This window comes from Viridibacillus sp. FSL R5-0888 (assembly GCF_038009105.1).
GTDB classification, from domain to species: Bacteria; Bacillota; Bacilli; order Bacillales_A; family Planococcaceae; genus Viridibacillus; species Viridibacillus arenosi.
The window spans coordinates 1,932,803-1,952,911 of sequence record NZ_JBBPAU010000001.1 but is presented as its reverse complement, the minus strand read 5'-3'; the positions used below and the strand labels follow the sequence as shown (position 1 = coordinate 1,952,911).

The window sequence follows — 20,109 nt, the reverse complement described above, 5'->3', positions numbered from 1 at the left end:
AAAGTAAAAATGAGCATCGTCAAAACTAATAGTTTAAATGTCTCTGGATACGCAACCCACGCTAAAAAAATAAAAAAACCGCTACTTACGCATAGGAGTAAAATCCACTGACGCGATTGCTGTAAAATATGGAGCCAATCTAATCGCCTCATGGGGATTCACTCACTATTAATTGATAGCCAACGCCTCTGACCGTTTTAATATTATGTGACATACCTACCTTATCCAATGTTTTACGAAGTCTAGTCATGTTACTTGTAGTATATTTTCGTCCACAAATTCACTACTTTTCCACAACTGCCGGTCCATGTTGTATTAAAAGCTTCATAATGGCGCCTTCATTTTCAGATAATGAAAGTGAATTGTGACCAATATATAATTCATTCGTCTTCAAATCTAATTGGAAATTTCCCCAATTTAAAAACATCGGCATTTTGGCATATAGCTGTTGTAGCTTTTGTACTCTTGCAATGAGTCGTTTCGAATGACAGGGCTTTGTTAAAAAGTCATCGGCTCCTAACTCTAATGCATGCAACTCATCTCGTATCTGATTACGAGCAGTTAAAATTAGAATCGGACCAATTCCTTTCATTTTTAAAGTACGACAAATTTGAAAACCCGATAAGTTAGGTAAATTTAAATCTAACAAGACTAATCCGGGCTTGGCAGCGATGATTTCTTCAACAGGTGTATCAAAAGAAGAGATACTCACTACAGAGTACCCCTCCTTTTGTAAAATATTTTGTAATTCTTCGCGTAGGAAAATGTCATCCTCTACAATGACAATATTCGCCATGCCATCACCTCTACTCAATTTCTTTTAACTTTCGAATTTCTACATCACTTTTTCGTTGAATCATTCGAATATAGCCAACTTCAATTACAATAAATAATAGCACCACTAAACCAATGACGATACCATTTTGAAGACTGAAAACAGTTGCAGGCATGGCCGTTAATAAAGACCAAATGCCAAAAATTCCACTAACAAATGCAACCGAAATAGCTAAGATGAAGTATAGCCAAATTTGCTTGCGTACTGATGTACAAATTGATTCCACATCTGCACCGAGCATCGCTAACGTTTGATAGCGACTACGCGTGCTTCTTTGCTGCATTAAAAAGTTTAAGCCTAGCACCGTATTGGCAATAATTAAAAACATCACACCTAAATAAAACGTTGTATAACTGCCTGCTACCGTGTAAAATAGCTGTCTGCCCATGCTCGCAAGATAGCTCTCATACTGCAAGCCTGTCGAATTAAGCACTTGATCGACTTCAAGCATCGCCTGCATAAGCCCTTTTTCTTCAATGAACTCGTCTTTTAACGTCATATTCCAAAGCCAAGTTTCATCAGCGTCAAAATATTGCTCGAATAATGCATCCGGCACAATTAATGAATACATTAACGTAATGGCTCTATCCGCCACAATCTGATCCGAATATAACGTCGGCAATAATGTGTATTCATTTTCAGCTATTTCTACAGTCTGACTCTTTTTCAATATATCTTTTAATATATCATAACTAGCGCCTGTATCGTCACTTGTATACATGGCCACCTCATTATCAGCTAACTGAATCGGCTTCTTTCCAGCTGCCTCAAGCATCGCATTATAGCTCGATAATGAAATAAAATACGGCGTATACTGCATCGATAAGTTGTTTAATAAAATCTCTTTTGGCTCTGAATCGTCTTGACTCGATACTGTTTCTATTAAGCCCGTCCATGCAAAATGATAATTTAATACTGGCTCATCTTCAGGTGGGTAGAAATTATGTAACGCCATCCTATAATAACTATCAACGTAAGGTGCTAGCTCATCGGATTTAACCAAAGGCTTAATTTCATCTTCATTACCATTAAACGTATAATCAACCGTTCGATTAGCTACAGCGCTATTCGTTAACGCTGTCGACGTACCAAACGCGAAGCAAACCATCGCCATTAAAATTAGTAATGATGATATTGCTAGTGAACTCCATTGATGCAATACATTTTCCTGTAGCTGTCTCGCCGTAAACATCGACAAACCTGTTGAAGAGCTGCCTTTTCGCTTCACATAAACACCAATCACACTTCCTAAGCCACGGAATAAAATAAATGTCCCACACACACCAACAAGCAAAATCAGCGCAAATACGCGATAATCAAAATTTCGTAAATATAAAATCGACATGCCGTAAGCGATGCATAAAAAAATCGTCCCGAATAATAAAGCCACTCCAGACAGTAAGCTCACGGCGCCCCATTTAGGCGTCATTGTACTTTGCGATTTTTCCTTTTCCTCATGAAGTAATTCAATCGGCTCTTTGCGGCTCATCGTAAAGCTTAAAATAAGCATGGCTAGCAGTTGCACAAGGAAGAAGCCACAAATCGTCAAGCTAATGCCTGTCCATGAAATACGGAATGCATGGCCTATAATCCCCATGCCAACTAAACGTGATGTCGTTAAATTAATAAGCTCTGTTAAAAACAATGAAATCGGCAGACCAATACACAGGGCCACAATGCCATTCCAAATCGTTTCGCCCATAATCATAAGAAACAGCTTACTTTGCTTCATCCCCATCATTAAATACAAGCCAAACTCATGACTGCGTTGCTGCAGCTGATAGCGATTCGCAAAATACACGAGGAAGAACACGAACACTAATGAAACTGCATAAAGCACTGGAATTAATAAAAACAATCGCTCTACCGCATCACTTTCAATCGTCTTCAAATACAGCATCACATCTTGCTCACCTAAAGACAAGATCACATAAAACGCCACAATTGATACGATGAGCGATGCGAAATACACACCGTTTTCCTTCCGCATTTTGCGACTATTGCGTTTCACAAAGTCAAAGAACATTACTACTACCTCCAGCAAGCTGCGCCATCACCATAACGATTCGCTCATAAAATGCCTCCTGCGATTCGCCCGGTACATTTCTACGCAGTTCATGGAAAATGACACCGTCCTGGATAAACAAAATTCTTGAGCAATAGCTAGCCGCATTCGCATCATGGGTCACCACTAAAATAGTAGACTCCTGTTGTTGATTATGTTCAGACAGCTTCTCCATTAAAATCTTGGCGTTTTTCGTATCTAACGCACCAGTCGGCTCATCCGCTAACACAATGCTAGGATTTGAAATAAGCGCTCTCGCTGCTGCAACCCGTTGCTTTTGACCGCCAGACAATTGTGACGGAAATTTATTTAACAGTTCTTCTATATCAAATAGTTTCGCTAATTGCAGCAACGCTTGTTCCTGCTCCTTTAAATTAATCCCATGAATCGCTAACGGCAGCATGATATTTTCTTTCGCCGTTAAATTATCAATCAGTTCAAATTGCTGAAATAAATACCCGATTTGATCGCCTCTATATGCAGCGAGTTGTGATCCTTTGAACGACGAAATATTTTGCCCGTCTAGCAATATTTGTCCTGATGTTGGCTTCAGCATTGTGGCGATTACATTTAGTAGCGTCGTCTTGCCTGAACCACTAGCACCCATAATGCCAAGAAACTCGCCTGGTAAAACATCAAAAGTTACGCCTTTTAATGCCATTGTTTCATTTTGTCCCTCACCAAAAACTTTACGTACTTCCTTCACTTCAAGTAATTTATTCGAAGCATTCATCTGTCTAGCCTCCCATTTTTATTCCTAGCAATACCTTACTACAAAAAATCGGGAAATTACTCTTACAGTTGTTGTAAGATTCGAAAGAACTTTATATCTACTTATATCCAACTTTAGGCGACTTAAAGGAGACAATGCTTTATAGACTGGGCTAGAAAAGGAGAATCATGTACTTACCGATTACATCTACAATTTAAAATCATAGATGTAATCAGTCAGTTTTATTTGAAACTGTTAATAGTAGGGGCTTTAGTTGAAAAATGATCTTCAACAATCGGGCGCAATTCTTGAATTGGAATTGTGCCTTTTTCAGTGCAATGGACTCTACTAATCTTTATTGGTATTTAACAACATACTTCGAACTAATTATCTACTGAAATAAAATTAATATTGGTAATATGCTATTATAAATAGATGAACCATGTTAATTTATGTTTTATTCTAAGATTTCTAGAATGTTCAGTAAAAAAATACTATAAGGAGTCCTAAAATGAAAAAAAAAATAAACTATTTAATCTTACTTTTAACTGCCATCTTTATCGTTGGTTGTACTAACGTAGAAGATGCATCCAATACAGAAAATGAATCTGATTCACAAGTAATAACTACAGTTGATACAAATACCGAAAAAGAAGAACCTATTACTACCGGTGATGAAGAACAAATAGAAGAGGAAACACCACCCAAAACAGATGATGAACTGTTCGCAGGGTACAAACTTATTGAAGTTGATGGTGGTGATTTATCTGGAAATCGTGAAGCTAACGTCGTTGTTGACATTGGTTTTGGGGACCGTAAATATTGGGCATTTACGAATGAATACGGACAACTAGTACGAGTTATTGCTGACGAAATTATTCTACAAGATGACGATAACGAACCTGTAACATCATCTGGCAGATACTACGCTGATGAAGCAAAAGTTCCTGGTGTCGAGAGAGCAGATTTAGATGAAGGACATATTATTGCAGATTCTATTGGTGGGGTATCAAATGCTTATAATATCACACCACAAAATAGTACGCTCAATCGACATGGGGATCAAGCTTATATGGAAGAAACGATACGTAAAGCAGGTGAGGCTACTAATTTTGAAGCAATTATCACCTATCCAAATACGAAAACCCAAATTCCTTCAAGTTATCAATATATTTATATGATTAATGGTAATAAAATCGTTGAAAAGTTTGACAATGTGGATCCTGATAAAGTAAACGAATCACTAGGTTTAACAGGCAAGAAGTCTTCTGATTCTAAATCGAATTCAAATACTTCAAACACAAAAGGTAATCTTTCTAGTGTTGATACAGGTGGTAATGGACAAGTAACAATTAAAGAAGCAAAAGCAGCAGGTTACAAGATGCCAATTACAAAAGACCACTGGTTATATCCATATATGGATGATCGAGATAATGATGGTATGGTTGGAGAATAAGAACATAGATTTCAAGGAAAATTAAATAATGAAATAAACGAATGACTTTACAGAAACAATCGTGCTTGTTTGTTAAATAATTCTAAATGACTTTATTGTTATTTTTTAGTATATTAAGGTTTCCTAAATTAATAATTAAACAAACATAACCCCGTCCTAACTTGAAAGAAGTTATGTTTGTTTGAAGTTTTAATATTAAAAAACTTTATTTTAATTTCATAGCAACATCTTTTATCTTAATTTCAAATTAAATATCCTTAAAGTAATCAGTAAGCTTCTCATTTTCTTTTTCCCGCAATAGCTTATTTTCCTTTTCAAGTTCTTTATTTCTAGTTTCTAACTTTTCAATCCTTCTTTTAAGAGAATCGATTATAGCATTTTGATTGTTTTCATCTCGTTTTATCCTTGAATCTATAAACTTTTCTTCTTGCTGATTTCGTAAGAAATTGATACGCTCTTTAAGGTCTGGATGATTATATAGCGTAGCTTTGCTCACTCCAGCTTCTTCTGCTACACTATTAAAGTTTATTGCCTTAGAATTCTTTGTAAGTCGTTTAATAGCCTCGTCAACTGAGTTAAACCAGTTTGATTAAGATACTTTACCCTTCTTGGATTAACTCCTTTGTGAATGTCATTATGGTGAAGAACACTTTTGTCTTATTCGTAATTACCCTCTTTTTAAAATAATCTGATGCCCTATTATTCCCGTACTAAGGTAAATAAAAAAGATGATACCTGATAAGGCATCATCACTACAAAAGTTAAACTTTTATTAGATAACATTAAACCGAAAAGTTTATCCCTGATTTATTGCACTTTCATCCATATAAGCAATTTCCCAGATATGACCGTCTAAATCCTGAAAACCCCATATATACATAAATCCGTGATCTTGCGGCTCACTATAAGGCTTAGCACCAGATGCCAGTGCTTTATTTACCAACTCATCCACTTGAACCCGATTTTCAGCAGATAAGCAGAAAATCGCTTCTGCAGAAGTTGTAGTATCCGAAATTTCCTTCTTCGTAAACTCTTTGAAACGGTCTTCAACCATTAACATTGCGAAGATATTGTCGCTAATGATCATAGAGGCTGTGCTTTCATCACTGAATTGTGGGTTGAAATCAAAACCTAACTCTTGAAAAAACTTGAAGGATTTGTTCAGATCTTTCACTGGAATATTGATGAAAATATTTTTAGATTGAAAAGCCATTTAATATCACCTCCAAGTTGAAATTAGCACATTAAAGTCGTGTCCATTTTACGACTAACTTAAACATTTAGTAAAAAAAACGTTTCCACATATTGTAGAAACGCCCATTTGAGTAGAATATTCAAATTTAACAATAGATTAAGTAAGTAAAGGTTTTATATTCAATAACCCCTTATTAACTGATGTCTCTATATAACCAACTATTTGATCAAACGTAAATACATTAAGTTTTTCATTTATCACTTCCGTATCGTACTGCATATCTCCTAATACATAAGGAATGAATTCTTCAACATCTTTGGACTTAACCTCCTGCAAATCAAATATTGAAGGAATACCACTGAGCATTTTTCTCAATTCATCTGTAAAACCATAGTACTCTAATAATTTTCCATTCAGTAATCGGAAATCATTATGGTATAAATGAAGTATTTCTTTATTAGCTTCCATTCTGTTTTTCAACCAAGGAAGATAAAAACCTTTCAGCCATATATCATCAGCGATTAAATGTGTATAGTATCCCAAAATATAATGACTTTCTACTTGCGCATGATATTTATGTAAAAATTCTTTATAATCAATGCTTCGTGTATAATCTTGTACTTCACCTTTAAAGAAATGTGATAATTCTTTAGGCGAAACAGCATCTGGCGCAATGCCTCCAAGTAAAAATGAAGTTCTATCTTCTATCGACAAACATTCTGCAATTCTATTAGCGATAACCAAGTGCATTATTCTTGAACCCATAATTCCCCTCACCCTTCAATAATTTCTTTAATTATTCTGCTAAGATAGTTGCAGTAGAGCCTTTTATAACGATTCCAATCTTTTTTGGCAGAAGAATTGGCTCAAATAAATTATTTACTAATTCTACTTCTTGCTGACTCTGTCTTTGCAGCTACTCGCATATGAGAGAATGCCTTGGAAAGACCGAACTTTGGCATATTATTATATATAGCTTCTGACCCACCCTTTTCAATTATGTATGTTTCGTGGTATATCCCAACACTTCCATCATCTTTAATCTTTTGGTTAAAGCTTTTCCAAGCAGCAGAGTGAGTTTTCCCATGAGCATATGCCTCCAAATCATCAAAGCTTCTCCAGTACTGGATAAGTGTGACTCCCCTCCAACTAAAAAGAAATTCAGTGTGACGGAAACCCCATTCAGGATTCTGATATAATTCTTTTATCATTGGACCCATTGCCTTAAAAACTGGTACCCACTTTGTGAAAGAAAAAAGCTTGTTAATACGCATTCCAATAATAAATAAAACTAAACTCTCTTCTGTGCTTGCAACAAACCTACCATTATAAATTTTCTTTCCCAAAAAACCCCTCCTTATATGTGATTAAAGTTTTTATGTACATTTATTTTATTTAACATGACCCCATAAGTTAATTGTTAAAAACCTATGATACAGTATAAGTATTTCTTATGAATTCTTCATGATATAAATGTATTCTTATGCAACTATAAAAAAAGAACTTGAATACAAGGTCTATATAAGTTAACTTCCCTTACATGTAGCTGTTGAAAGAGACCAGAAATGCTTCTTTTCTATTATCACAGTGCCATAATTACTTATGCATTCCTCTAATATAGGCTTATGTGCTTGGTAATTCCTCTCAATTTGAAGAATTCTCGCACCTCCTATTGTTAATATAGCCACGCTTACAAAGATTGCGATAAGCATATTTCGTTTGGTTTTTTTCAACTCTGACCTCTCCCTTAAATGATAGCAATTGTTTGTTACCCTTAATCAACTAACCTGCCACTTTAGTTGATTAAGAAAATAATCATTTACCAAGAATTCTTCATAAATTGCTTACAATCCATCGCTAAAATGATATACACCATCCATTAATAATACAGCACCTTCTTCAAATAACTTGCATCTTTAGTTAAATAAAAATTGCGTTAGAATAAATTAAGTTATCTTTTTCTTCGAAGCATCTTTATTAATAGTGCGAAGAGAACTATTCCAGTTAAAGAACCCAATGCGAATGACCAAGAGAAGTCATCAAAGATAAAAAATATTATTAACATACAAGCAAAATATCCTGCAGAGAAACCTAATATATATTTTATCAATTACACATCCTCATTTCTCAAAATATTACATTTATTCTAACATAATACTATAAAAAATGTTTATCTCATTCTTCTATCCTTCCCTAGAGCACAACAAGAAAGAAGGATAACTGTAGTATTGCCATTCTTGAACTCTAGTTCTTCCTAGTTTGGTTAATAGGAGATTACACAAACATTTTTTGAAGTCACTGTCTACAACTTTGAATATATCTCCTGCATGGTTCAATGACCCCACTGTTTAATGTACAACTCTAACACTAGACTTCCAATGTTTTTCCGTTTGATAAATTTATGTTCCTTATTATCATCCCCCTAACTATTAAATCCCCAAAACAGCTCCATTAGTGAATAAGAAATAAGCATGTGGCTACACTAACAGCATACACTTGGATATCATACGGCTACTGAATTTAAGCAACAGTCTTTTTCCAGTTCAGTGTTGTCACTCTAAATTTCACTCTATTTACAATAGCTATAAAATCAATTAAACTTCTATTGATGCAGTGTTAATAAAAAATTATTATTTTTACATAAAGCATACATACTTAAACATTTTGTCTTAAAGCAAATTTATTTTAAGTAACGTTTATGTTTTTCATTTAAGGAGGAATTATTGATGCACAAATTACAAGATATTTTAGAAGCTAGCGATTTCATTATGAATAAGACAGATTATCGTCCTACAATTGGACTGATTTTAGGTTCTGGTTTAGGAACTCTTGCCGATGAAATTGAGAACCCTTTCAAAATTCCTTATAGTGAAATTCCTCACTTTGCAAAGTCTGGAGCAATTGGTCATGCAAACGAATTAGTAATCGGAGAATTAAAGGGAAAAACAGTAGTTGCTATGAAAGGGCGTTTCCATTATTATGAGGGCTTTACTTTAGATGAAGTAACTTTTCCCGTACGTGTAATGAAAGCGTTAGGTGTCGAGGAACTAATCATTACTAATGCTTGTGGTGCAGTTAATACAAGCTTTAACCCAGGAGATTTAATGTTAATTACTGATCATATTAATTTGGTTAGCACAAATCCATTAATTGGGCCAAATAATGATGAATTGGGAACTCGTTTCCCTGATGTTTCTGAAGTTTATAATCGTAATTTACGTAATATTGCTTCTACCGTGGCTAAAGAACAAAACATTTCCTTACAAGAAGGTGTTTATGCTTGGTGGAGTGGACCAGCATACGAAACACCAGCTGAAATTCGCATGATTCGTACATTAGGAGCAGATGCTGTAGGTATGTCAACCGTTCCAGAAGCTATTGTAGCCATTCATGGAAATATGAAAGTACTTGGCATTTCTTGCTTAACAAATATGGCATGTGGAATTTTAGATCAACCATTAAATCATGATGAAGTAATTGAAGTGGCGAGTAAAGTTAGAACACAATTCGTTAACTTAATTAAGGGTATTTTAGAAGAAATGTAATAGTGAGTAAAGAATTAAAGTGAATTACACCCCGATCGTTAGACAAAAACTAACGATCGGGGTATTTTTTATAGGGAAATTAATGAAAAAAGAACAATTACTATGTTACTATTGGAAAAATAATGCCAAATTTTTTTGTATATTATTAATGTTGAAAAAAATAAATAGATTAAGTGAGGTAATGTTATGACTAAAGAACAATATGGATGGGGCATTAATTACGCTAATCTATCACTTTTAGTAGGCGTAGTCGTTATTATTGCCATAATATTAATTAGTTGTTTTTTAATTAGAAGAAAAAGAAAACAGTGATAAATAGTTCAATAGTGTTCTTGATTTTCACAAGAATTCATGCAAAAAAGACCACTGTTATAAGTTGTTGAAAAACGTCTGAAACCATTTCACTATAAAATAAAAATAGTGCCAACTTCTCTTTAATAGAAATCGGCACTTTATTTATGGGTATACTTTATCTTGATTCTTTTGGTGGTTGACACACGTCACATTTACGTTGGTTTTTATTTTTAAATTTCGTAAATGTCTTTTCAAAATTGCTATCACATGCACATTTAAATAGTAATTTTTGAGAAAAACCGTGATATTCCGTCGTTAGCAACTTACTTTCTGAATTCTTCTCAACAAATTCTTTAATTTTACCAATCGTCCATTGTTTATTCATTCTCTTACACCTCCATATTTTTACGCTATGCGGAGGCTTTTCTTGGCATCCGTTCAATTATAAGTAAAAGTAGTAATTATCCTAAGCTACTCATTATAACATGAGTTGGTACTCAATTAAACAGATTTAAGGTATCTTATTAAGCTATACTGCCTCTTTTAGTGAATAATAAAAAAAGTCTACTGATTGAACACCACGTAATCTTCAACTCAAGCCCCCTTTTGTTCAACTAGAACATTTAGTATTTATCTTTTAAGTAGCTGGATAAACTCTTTATTTTTACTATAGATATAATTTCAATTGAATTTTATTTTTCTGGATATTTGTTTGTAAAATATTCCGCACCTACTTCATCAACTATAATCCTTTCTCCAATTTTTTGAAACTCAAGTGATAAACCATCGTCAGCAGTAATATAATACTTATCTTTTTTTGTTTTAATTTTTACATTCTTATATCTCTTTTCATTAAACTCTCCCTGAACGGCATTAGCTGATTTAGATAATTTATCTATAATTGTTTTCCTTTCAGGATCATACTTAGAAACAAAACCAAAAATCACTAATTCTTCACCAATTACTACAATAGTTAAGTCATTATTATATACAAAGCCCACATCTTCAAAATCACTAGCCTTTGCTTCATATTGTGTAACATCTTCTGAACACGCTGCTAATAAAAGGATTAAACTAAAACTTAAAAATAATCGAATCATCTTTTTCAATTCTATTCCTCCTTTTTTCACACATTTACAATCCGTGATATATGAATGTTTCAACATCATTTCTAATATATACGTAAGGAAGGAATGAACGTTTCAAATATTACCATATATTCAAAATTTTTTTCACTCTTTTCCTCCTTCTCTTGTTCAAATGACCTGACCCTTTAGTAAAATAAGTAGCTTTAATTTCATTTTTGTTTTACTCATACTTCAATATAAAAAGATACTCCTATTCAACAAGGATATTTACTTATAATTAACGCTTTCAAGCAATATAATTATGTGTGTAGTTGAATAAATTGGTAATAATTCGAGTCATTTTTATTACAACCTTTAAAAGGAGGTAATGTTATGGAAGAAAAAAATCAAATTATTCAAGATGAATCAAATACATTAAATGATGAAGATACAATATTCGATCCGATGGAATCTGATAATCAAATAATGGGCGCTCCATCTCATAAGAAACCCCATATACAACAACAACCAAAAGGAATTCGTGTAATCGGCTATACGCTCATAGGTTTTTGTGTTCTTATGGTTGCTATCGCGATTGTTGCCCTCATTGTGTAGACCTCATATGTTCCAATATGTAAAAAGACTTGACCCCTCTGTGGGATCAAGTCTTTTTAATGGTATTAGAATTAAATGAATTACGATTATACTATTTCTCTAATTCTGTAATTATAGTTCTCTATATTAGACATTTGATATTTACATTCTACTATTTCAAAGGAAAGTCAACAGCAACATGATTTTAATGCTCTCTTAATACAGGTTAACTTTTTAAGTTGGTTAGTTTTTAAATAATTTGTTTCCAAGTACTAAAATAGTCTACCTTCCAAATTTCGTTCTGATCACTATGATTCAATTGGGTGAGTACCAGACTTTTATAAAAAATAACTATTTTTCTTATTATTTAAATATGTACGTTCAAATTTAGAATCATTTAATCTGTAATCAATCCCTCTGTTGATTCAAAATCAGTCTTAAGACGTAGAAAAACCACCAACTCTGGTCTATTATCCTTAAAATTCCAATGACTTACAATTACTTACAGGAGGAACGACGCAAATAAAGCGAGAAATATTAATGTTGAAAATGAGCTATAAAAAAATGGATGAGCATGTGAAAGGAGATTTTTTTAATATGTCTATCTTTACTAAATGGTCCTTCAAGAATAAAGCGGCCATAACATTAGTTACAATCCTTGTCTTACTACTAGGTACTGTTAGTTATTTCAAATTACCAATGGAGTTTTTGCCACCCGCCGATCAACCGCAAATAACAATAATTGCACTGGGGCAAGGAGTCGATTCTAATTCGATGGAGCAACAGGTCACAACCCCAATTGAAACCGCAGTGAGTTCTGTCAAAGGTAAAAAAGATTATTTCTCTACAACAGGTGATGGATTTTCACAAATCGATATATTATTTGAATCAAAAACCAATATGAAAGATGCCAAGCAGGAAGTGCAAGAAGCTCTTTCTACCGTCACATTACCAAAGAATGTACAGAAACCTTCAATCATTCAGCTTAATACATCCATGATTCCGATTGCAGATGTTTCTATTACTTTTAAGGATGGATTAACAAAAAGAAACAGCGAATTTGCTAAGAAAAAAATCATTCCAATGTATAAAGATATTAAAGGTGTCGCAGATGTGCAAGCGTTTGGTACAGAAAGTTCATATGTTTCTATAAAAATAAATAATACGCTATTAGCAGAAAAACAATTATCACTTGAGAATATTATGACAATACTCCAAGATCAAAACCTTTCTGCTTCAGTCGGGGAAAAAACGATTGACGACAAGGCCAGTAACATCAAAATCATTGGAAAATTGAATTCTTTGAAAGACATCCAACAACTTTCCATTGCTCCAGATGTCAAACTGGCGGATGTCGCAAAAGTAAGCATTAAAAAGCCAACTACTACTCTTACTCGTGTAAACGGTAAAGATGCGTTGATTCTTATTATGACGAAACAAAGTAATGCAAACGCAGTAAGTACAGGGAAAGAAATTGCCGAAGTAACAAAGAAAATGAATAAACAATATCATAACGTCCAAAGTGATGTTATTATGTCGACAGCCGATATGATAGAAGGTTCCGTAAATACAATGATGAAAGAAGTATTATTAGGCGCACTATTCGCGACCATAGTAATTGTACTATTTCTAAGAAACCTACGTTCAACATTTATTACGATTGTCTCCATACCGCTTTCTCTAGCTTTTACACTGTTTCTGCTATGGATGTCAGGAGTCTCGTTAAACATTTTGACATTAGGTGGAGTAGCTGTGGCTGTTGGAAGGCTTGTAGACGATAGTATCGTCGTAATAGAAAACATTTTCCGGAAAATGCAAAACGAAAAATTCTCAGTAAGTCTTATTGTAGAAGCGACAAAAGAAGTAGGAACAGCTATATTAGCTTCTACACTAACAACTGTTGCCGTCTTCTTACCAATAGGATTAGTTAGTGGCAGTTTACAAGACTTTTTAATGCCATTTGCCTTGACGATCACATATTCTTTACTCGCTTCATTAATTGTTGCAGTCACAGTTGTACCGTTGATGAGTTCATCCTTATTGAAAAATAGTAAACTTGCTTCGCATAAGCCAGCAGTACGTTTTTCTCGCTTATTAACATGGACACTAAACCATAAATGGGTTGTATATCTACTTTCTTTATTATTATTTGCAGGTTCAATTGGGACTTATTTTGCAATGCCTAAGGGAGAGATTGATAAATCGACAGCTGATTTCATACAGGCAACTTTAGAATATCCAAATGATACACCACTTGAAAAAGTAAAAGAAAATACACTTCGCCTTGAAGATTACATTCACTCTCAGGATGAAGTGGAATATGAATATACACAGCTTGGTAATACAGAAGATGCCGCGAGATTTGGCGGGGTTAATTCTCCAACGCTTGCAACAATCATGATCATGTTAAAGGATAGTAAAGATACAGAAAAAATGCTTGAAAGACTAGAAAAACAAAAGAATGAGTATGTGGGTGCAGAACTAACAGTAGAAACAGCTTCCTTTATGTCAGGTTCATCTTCACCAATTACGATTGATGTTATGGGTGATGATTTAAATCAAATTGAAAAAACTGCAACTAATGTAAAAGAAAAAATCGAAGGAATAAAAGGTATTGATAAGGTAACAACCAATCAGGATGACAAAAAAATGGTCTATTCTTTTAAAGTGAATGCTGCTGAAGGAAGCGCAACGCAAATTTCTCAGCAATTAGGTGTTTTTCTAAATCGAACGCCTATAGGAATGGCAACGATTGGTTCACAACCAACTACAATTATGTTAGAGCCTCTCCTGAACCCAAAAACAAAAGATGAATTAAACAAGATGTTAGTTGCTACTCCTACAGGAATGGCGCCTTTATCTAAAGTAGCAAAGTTAAAACAAGAAGAGAAGCCAACAAACATAATCCATAAAGATGGAAATTCATATGTACGTATTACCGCTAGTGTTGATCCTGAGCATCTATCAAAGGTCAATGAAGAGATTACTAAAACTATCTTTGGTAAGAAAGATGTAAAGGGAATGAAGATTCCAGCTGGAGTAAACGTATATATTGGCGGTGCAAGTGCTCAACAAGCAGACGATTTCTCTGATTTATTTATCACTATGCTTGTATCAATAGGAATCGTGTTCTTAATTATGGTTGTAACCTTTAAGACATTCCGTGCACCAATTGCAATATTATGTTCACTTCCATTAGCAGCAATCGGTGCGATTCTCGGCCTATTGATTAGTGGAATTACGGTAGATGTTACGGCATTACTTGGTGCCTTAATGTTAATTGGAATTGTAGTTACGAACGCGATTGTTTTGCTAGATCGTGTCAAACAAAATGAAAAAACAATGATTATTCGCGATGCACTAGTAGAAGCAGCAGCTACAAGAATGCGTCCAATTTTAATGACCGCTATGGCGACAGTATGTGCTATGATTCCATTATTATTTAAAAAAGCAGAGTCAACTAGCTTAGTTTCCAGTAGTCTTGCAATCGTCGTAATTGGCGGTTTAACAATGGCCACATTGCTGACACTTGTGGTGATTCCCGTTATTTACGAGACTCTTCACTTCCGAAAAGCAAAAAGGCAGCAAAGAGAACAAGCAAGCGAAATGAATGAATCTGTTTAACATAACAAACAAGCCCTTCAATCTGTTGATTAAAGGGCTTGTTTCATAAAAGCGATTAAAAAACCTTGTTCAATCAATTTATTAAAAGTTGAACAGGTAAGTTAGTAAGTTTTTGTCATAAATACTTGTGAAACAGGCGTCTCCTCAAATCCCTTTTTCGTTAATAAGGAAATCACTCGTCCGTTTCCTTTTAAGAAGTTATAAGTAGTACGATTTATTGGCTTATCGTATTCCAAAGCATACGCAAGTAATGCATTTAGTACATCTTCATCACCATTTTCAGATACTTGAAACAATGTAATACCTTCCGTTTCATTTCCGAACACATATTTTTTCCGAATAAGACATGCAGACTGTACATCTTCATCCTTTGTAATCATCACAACTTCTCCACCTATTTTAGGTGTGTTACTAGGATCTGTTTGCCAAGGTACAATAGCCGGAAATAATCCTGAACCTATTGCATGCACAGCAGGAATTCTTTGAATTTCATAGCCATCTAAATTTGGTAATTGATGATCTAATGCCCCATTTGCTGATAAAAAGAGCAAATCGTCAACTACTTTGTAACCACACTTCTCATATAATGATATGGCTGGTCTATTTTCAGAAAGTGCTTCCAATGTAGCTATAGAAACTTCGTTGTCCATTAAGACTTTCTCCGCCTCTTGCATCAAAGAAAAGCCCAACTTCTTCCCACGATATTCGGGAACAATACCGGTTCCACCATTCCATGAAACCTTTTGACCATCCACTTCTCTAATTCCCTGCAGTACAAATCCGACAGGCTCAATACCATCATACGCAACGACTGAGAGCGATGGAGATAAACCTTCATTTCCAAACTTACTAATGAATGTTTCAAAAGATAAATTCATCGGTAATAAATAACCTTCAAACCCTCTATTAAATAATTCATGTGCTTCTTGAAAGCTTACTGACGACAATAATTTATAAGTAATGTTCATTGTTTACCTCCGCTTTTCATTCATGTTATTCGGACTGTAATTTCTGCAAATATATTAAGCTATTCTTTTATTATATTGTTATTTATTATTTTATACAATTCTAATATTACTGACTATTCTGTTCTCAAAATTTTAAAAGCCTTGATTCCAAATTAGAATCAAGGCTACATTTATTACATTGCTTTTTTATTTGAAAATTGACTGTTATAAAGGTCAGCATAAAAACCGTCTTCTTCTAACAAATCTTGATGTGTTCCTTGTTCAATCACTTTACCTTGATTCATCACTAGGATCAAGTCAGCGTCTCTGATAGTGGAAAGACGATGTGCAATAACAAAGCTAGTTCGCCCTTCCATTAAACGATTCATCGCCTGTTGGATCAGTAATTCTGTACGTGTATCAACACTTGAAGTTGCTTCGTCTAAAATCATGATCGGAGGATCCGCAAGTACAGCTCGAGCAATAGTTAAGAGCTGCTTTTGTCCTTGCGAAATGTTTGATGCTTCTTCATTTAAAACGGTATTATAACCGTCTGGAAGTGTACGAATGAAGTGATCTGCTCGAGCTGTTTGGGCAGCCAAGAATATTTCTTCATCTGTCGCATTTTCTTTTCCAAAAGCTAAGTTTTCTTTAATTGTTCCATTAAAAAGCCAAGTATCCTGAAGCACCATGCCAAATGTTTTGCGGAGGTTTTCGCGAGATATGTTACGTGTATCAATACCATCTATTTTGATTTTCCCGTCATTTAACTCATAAAATCTCATTAACAAATTGATCAGGGTCGTCTTACCAGCTCCTGTTGGACCTACAATGGCAACTGTTTGACCTGGAAGTACTTCAATATTCATGTCTTCTATTAATAGTTCCTTGCCATATCCGAAACTAACATTCTCGAAAGTAACGGCACCTTTTGCTTTTGTTAAACTAGAAGATGTCACTTCTTTTACTTCCTCTTCTTCATCTAGTAGTTCAAAAACACGTTCCGCTGCTGCAATTGTTGATTGGATAATGTTTGCAATGTTCGCTGTTTGTGCAATAGGCTGGGTAAACTGTCGAGTATACGTAATAAATGCTTGTATATCCCCGATTGAAATCGCACGCTGCGTTACTAAAATACCACCAACAACACTAATGATGACATAACTTAAATTCCCGATGAAAGACATTAATGGCATGATCATTCCCGAGATAAATTGTGCTTTACGACCTGCTTGATATAATTTTTCATTTACTTCATCGAATTCTGCGACTGCTTTTTTCTCATGTCCAAATACTTTAACGACTTGGTGGCCTGTATACATTTCTTCAATATGACCATTTAACTGGCCAAGTGTTTTTTGTTGATCTGCAAAATGTTTTTGGGACCTTTTCAAAATTGGTTTAATAACGAAAATTGAAAGAGGTAGGCTTACAATTGATATTAACGTCAACAACGGGCTGATTGTTAACATCATGATAATAATCCCTATTATGGTTACGATCGAAGTGATGAATTGTGTCACACTTTGCTGTAGCGTACTGCCAATTGTATCAATGTCATTTGTTACTCTACTTAAAGTCTCTCCATTTGCACGTCCGTCATAATATTTCAATGGAAGCTTCTCTAGCTTTTCATTGATTTCTGTTCTTAAATCATAAACTGTCTTTTGAGCGACACTAGACATAATATACTGTTGAATATACGAAAACAAACTGCTAATAACATAAAGTCCCGCAAGTAACATTAACAATTGTCCAATAGCATGGAAGTCGATTTCAGCTCCTGGTACTCCTTTGAATTTGCTATATGCCCCTTCAAATAATTCAGTGATTGCATTCCCCATTAGCTTTGGCCCTACAACCATGAAAACAGTACTCATAATTGCTGCTAAAAATACGATAAGTAATCGATTACGATATGGTTTTAAAAAGCTCAGCAAACGTCTAAACGTACCTTTAAAATCTTTAGCTTTTTGCCCCGCCATCATCATATTACCGCCATTCCCCATTGGACCGCCGCCTTGAGGTTGCGTTTTTCTATGCTTACTCATGCGATTTCCTCCTCTGAGAGCTGTGATTTAACGATTTCACGATAAACTTCATTTTCTTCAAGCAACTCTTTATGTGTACCTATACCAGCTATTTCGCCTTTATCTAAAACGATGATTCGATCTGCATCAACTACGGTACTGACACGCTGAGCAACAAGTAGCATGGTTGCATCCTTCGTTTCTTCTTTTAATGCAGCACGTAGACTTGCATCTGTTTTGTAATCAAGCGCTGAAAAGCTATCATCGAATATATAAATATCCGGTTTTCTTACTAACGCTCTTGCAATAGAAAGTCGTTGTTTTTGACCACCAGATACATTTGAACCACCTTGAGAAATCTCAGATTCATAACCATTTTCCATTTTGCTTATAAAATCTTCTGCTTGGGCTATACGCGCAGCATGTTCAATATCTTCTTGCGTAGCATCTTCTTTGCCAAAGCGAATATTTTCAGCAATCGTACCTGTAAAAAGCAGTGCTTTTTGCGGTACATAACCAATCTTAGAACGCACCTCATCGATTGATGTCTCTTTTAGATCCACACCATTTACTCGAATCGTTCCACTAGTAACATCATAAAAACGGGGGATTAGATTCACAAGTGTTGATTTACCAGCACCGGTCCCCCCTATGATTGCAGTAATTTCTCCTGACTTAGCATTGAAACTAATATTAGATAAAACAGGCTCTTCTGCTCCTGGATAAGTAAAAGAGACGTTGTCAAATTCAAGTGTTCCTCGCTCTTGGTCTACAGCTTTAGACCCTTCATTAAGTATTGTTGGTTTCTTATCTAACACTTCATTAATACGTTTAGCAGATACTGCTGCTCTCGGAATCATAACAAACATCATAGATGCCATAACAAGAGCAAACATGATTTGCATGACGTATTGAATAAAAGCCATCAAGTCCCCGATCTGCATACCACCGTTATCGATACGAATTCCACCAAACCAAATGATGCCAACAACTGTTAAATTCATCACAAGCATCATAACAGGCATTAAAAACGCCATCACTTTATTGACTTTGATAGAAACGTCCATTAAATCTTTATTAGCCTTTTGTAAACGAACTTTTTCTTGCTTTTCTCGATTAAAAGCACGGATAACGCGGATTCCTGTTAAATTTTCTCGTAACACTAAATTCAAACGATCTAAACGTGTTTGCACTAATTTAAAAAGAGGTATTCCTTTTGACATGATGAAAATAACTGCGCCCATTAGTACAGGGATTGTCGCTACGATAATAAGCGATAATTTTGCATCCTTTGATAGAGCCATTATTAATCCGCCAACAAACATAATCGGTGCACTTACAACCATTCGTAGTAACATGATCACTACTTGCTGTACTTGAGTTATATCATTTGTTGTTCTTGTAATCAGTGATGCTGTTCCAACCTCATCAAAATCTTGAAGTGAAAATTCCTCAACATGATTAAACACTTTTCGGCGGACATCACGACCGAAACCCATTGCAGCTTTTGATGAGTAATAGCTTGCAACAATCGATGCGCACACACCGAATGCAGCCACTAAAAGCATTAATCCACCGATTTCCAAAATATACTTTTTATCACCTACTACTACCCCCTTATCAATAATATCTGACATTAGAGTAGGTAAATACAGATCAGCCATGGATTGAACGAATACAAGTCCAACCACCGCTAGAACAATCCACTTATAAACTGTTAGGTTTTTTAGTAGTTTAAGCACTCA

Annotated in this window: 18 protein-coding genes and 1 pseudogene; 5 read left to right on the top strand and 14 right to left on the bottom strand. The window is 34.8% G+C overall.

The genetic code is table 11. The features are described 5' to 3' along the window. Positions 1–148: 148 nt before the first annotated feature. Genes MKY02_RS09710 through MKY02_RS09695 form a run of 4 tightly spaced genes read right to left on the bottom strand, consistent with a single transcriptional unit; the run spans position 149 to position 3,633 of the window. On the bottom strand, positions 149–250 hold the full coding sequence (locus MKY02_RS09710; protein WP_340711082.1) for a helix-turn-helix domain-containing protein: 102 nt from the start codon (positions 248–250) through the stop codon (positions 149–151). 33 nt (positions 251–283) lie between these two features. Continuing rightward, the gene (locus MKY02_RS09705) at positions 284–796 is read right to left on the bottom strand and encodes a response regulator transcription factor (protein WP_340711080.1); all 513 of its coding nucleotides are present in this window, start codon (positions 794–796) and stop codon (positions 284–286) included. A 10-nt stretch (positions 797–806) separates the two neighbouring features. After that, positions 807–2,861 carry an ABC transporter permease gene (locus MKY02_RS09700; RefSeq protein WP_038182432.1) on the bottom strand — a complete coding sequence of 685 codons (2,055 nt, stop codon included), beginning with the start codon at positions 2,859–2,861 and terminating at the stop codon, positions 807–809. Next, positions 2,851–3,633 (bottom strand): ABC transporter ATP-binding protein, encoded by a 783-nt coding sequence (locus tag MKY02_RS09695; protein ID WP_038182436.1) that lies wholly within the window; start codon positions 3,631–3,633, stop codon positions 2,851–2,853. The genes MKY02_RS09700 and MKY02_RS09695 overlap by 11 nt, the downstream gene beginning before the upstream one ends. Positions 3,634–4,123: 490 nt before the next feature. Between MKY02_RS09695 and MKY02_RS09690 the strand changes: the two genes are divergently transcribed. Next, positions 4,124–5,068 carry a DNA/RNA non-specific endonuclease gene (locus MKY02_RS09690; RefSeq protein ID WP_340711079.1) on the top strand — a complete coding sequence of 315 codons (945 nt, stop codon included), beginning with the start codon at positions 4,124–4,126 and terminating at the stop codon, positions 5,066–5,068. Between the two features lie 247 nt (positions 5,069–5,315). Here MKY02_RS09690 and MKY02_RS09685 read toward each other — a convergent pair. From MKY02_RS09685 to MKY02_RS09665, 5 genes and pseudogenes are all read right to left on the bottom strand, one after another. Next, positions 5,316–5,639 (bottom strand): annotated as a pseudogene (locus MKY02_RS09685) (DUF6262 family protein); the annotation flags it as partial. 225 nt (positions 5,640–5,864) lie between these two features. Next, the gene (locus MKY02_RS09680) at positions 5,865–6,281 is read right to left on the bottom strand and encodes a VOC family protein (protein WP_038182440.1); all 417 of its coding nucleotides are present in this window, start codon (positions 6,279–6,281) and stop codon (positions 5,865–5,867) included. 138 nt (positions 6,282–6,419) lie between these two features. After that, positions 6,420–7,028 (bottom strand): zinc dependent phospholipase C family protein, encoded by a 609-nt coding sequence (locus MKY02_RS09675; protein WP_038182443.1) that lies wholly within the window; start codon positions 7,026–7,028, stop codon positions 6,420–6,422. A 110-nt stretch (positions 7,029–7,138) separates the two neighbouring features. Continuing rightward, positions 7,139–7,609 (bottom strand): DUF4188 domain-containing protein, encoded by a 471-nt coding sequence (locus tag MKY02_RS09670; RefSeq protein ID WP_038182446.1) that lies wholly within the window; start codon positions 7,607–7,609, stop codon positions 7,139–7,141. 180 nt (positions 7,610–7,789) lie between these two features. Then, the gene (locus tag MKY02_RS09665) at positions 7,790–7,996 is read right to left on the bottom strand and encodes a hypothetical protein (RefSeq protein ID WP_340711076.1); all 207 of its coding nucleotides are present in this window, start codon (positions 7,994–7,996) and stop codon (positions 7,790–7,792) included. 993 nt (positions 7,997–8,989) lie between these two features. Here MKY02_RS09665 and MKY02_RS09660 point away from each other — a divergent pair. Continuing rightward, entirely contained in the window at positions 8,990–9,808 is an 819-nt protein-coding gene (locus tag MKY02_RS09660; protein WP_076065377.1) for a purine-nucleoside phosphorylase, read from the top strand. 186 nt (positions 9,809–9,994) lie between these two features. Continuing rightward, a complete protein-coding gene (locus MKY02_RS09655) occupies positions 9,995–10,120 on the top strand; it encodes a hypothetical protein (RefSeq protein ID WP_281492125.1) in 126 nt (41 codons plus the stop codon). A gap of 157 nt (positions 10,121–10,277) precedes the next feature. Here MKY02_RS09655 and MKY02_RS09650 read toward each other — a convergent pair whose 3' ends face one another. Continuing rightward, a complete protein-coding gene (locus MKY02_RS09650; protein ID WP_076035055.1) occupies positions 10,278–10,487 on the bottom strand; it encodes a hypothetical protein in 210 nt (69 codons plus the stop codon). A gap of 307 nt (positions 10,488–10,794) precedes the next feature. Continuing rightward, positions 10,795–11,211: a hypothetical protein gene (locus MKY02_RS09645; protein ID WP_051448647.1), complete on the bottom strand. Its 417-nt coding sequence runs from the start codon at positions 11,209–11,211 to the stop codon at positions 10,795–10,797. 351 nt (positions 11,212–11,562) lie between these two features. Here MKY02_RS09645 and MKY02_RS09640 point away from each other — a divergent pair, with 351 nt between their 5' ends. Continuing rightward, entirely contained in the window at positions 11,563–11,784 is a 222-nt protein-coding gene (locus MKY02_RS09640; RefSeq protein ID WP_038182461.1) for a hypothetical protein, read from the top strand. Between the two features lie 576 nt (positions 11,785–12,360). Next, positions 12,361–15,387 carry an efflux RND transporter permease subunit gene (locus MKY02_RS09635; protein ID WP_038183184.1) on the top strand — a complete coding sequence of 1,009 codons (3,027 nt, stop codon included), beginning with the start codon at positions 12,361–12,363 and terminating at the stop codon, positions 15,385–15,387. 101 nt (positions 15,388–15,488) lie between these two features. Here the strand turns inward: MKY02_RS09635 and MKY02_RS09630 are convergent, their stop codons facing one another. The 3 genes from MKY02_RS09630 to MKY02_RS09620 form a co-directional block, all read right to left on the bottom strand. Then, positions 15,489–16,355: a GNAT family N-acetyltransferase gene (locus MKY02_RS09630; RefSeq protein WP_051448648.1), complete on the bottom strand. Its 867-nt coding sequence runs from the start codon at positions 16,353–16,355 to the stop codon at positions 15,489–15,491. Between the two features lie 173 nt (positions 16,356–16,528). Further along, positions 16,529–18,385 carry an ABC transporter ATP-binding protein gene (locus MKY02_RS09625; protein WP_076065375.1) on the bottom strand — a complete coding sequence of 619 codons (1,857 nt, stop codon included), beginning with the start codon at positions 18,383–18,385 and terminating at the stop codon, positions 16,529–16,531. Continuing rightward, positions 18,382–20,106: an ABC transporter ATP-binding protein gene (locus MKY02_RS09620; protein ID WP_076035053.1), complete on the bottom strand. Its 1,725-nt coding sequence runs from the start codon at positions 20,104–20,106 to the stop codon at positions 18,382–18,384. The genes MKY02_RS09625 and MKY02_RS09620 overlap by 4 nt, the downstream gene beginning before the upstream one ends. Positions 20,107–20,109 lie beyond the last annotated feature (3 nt).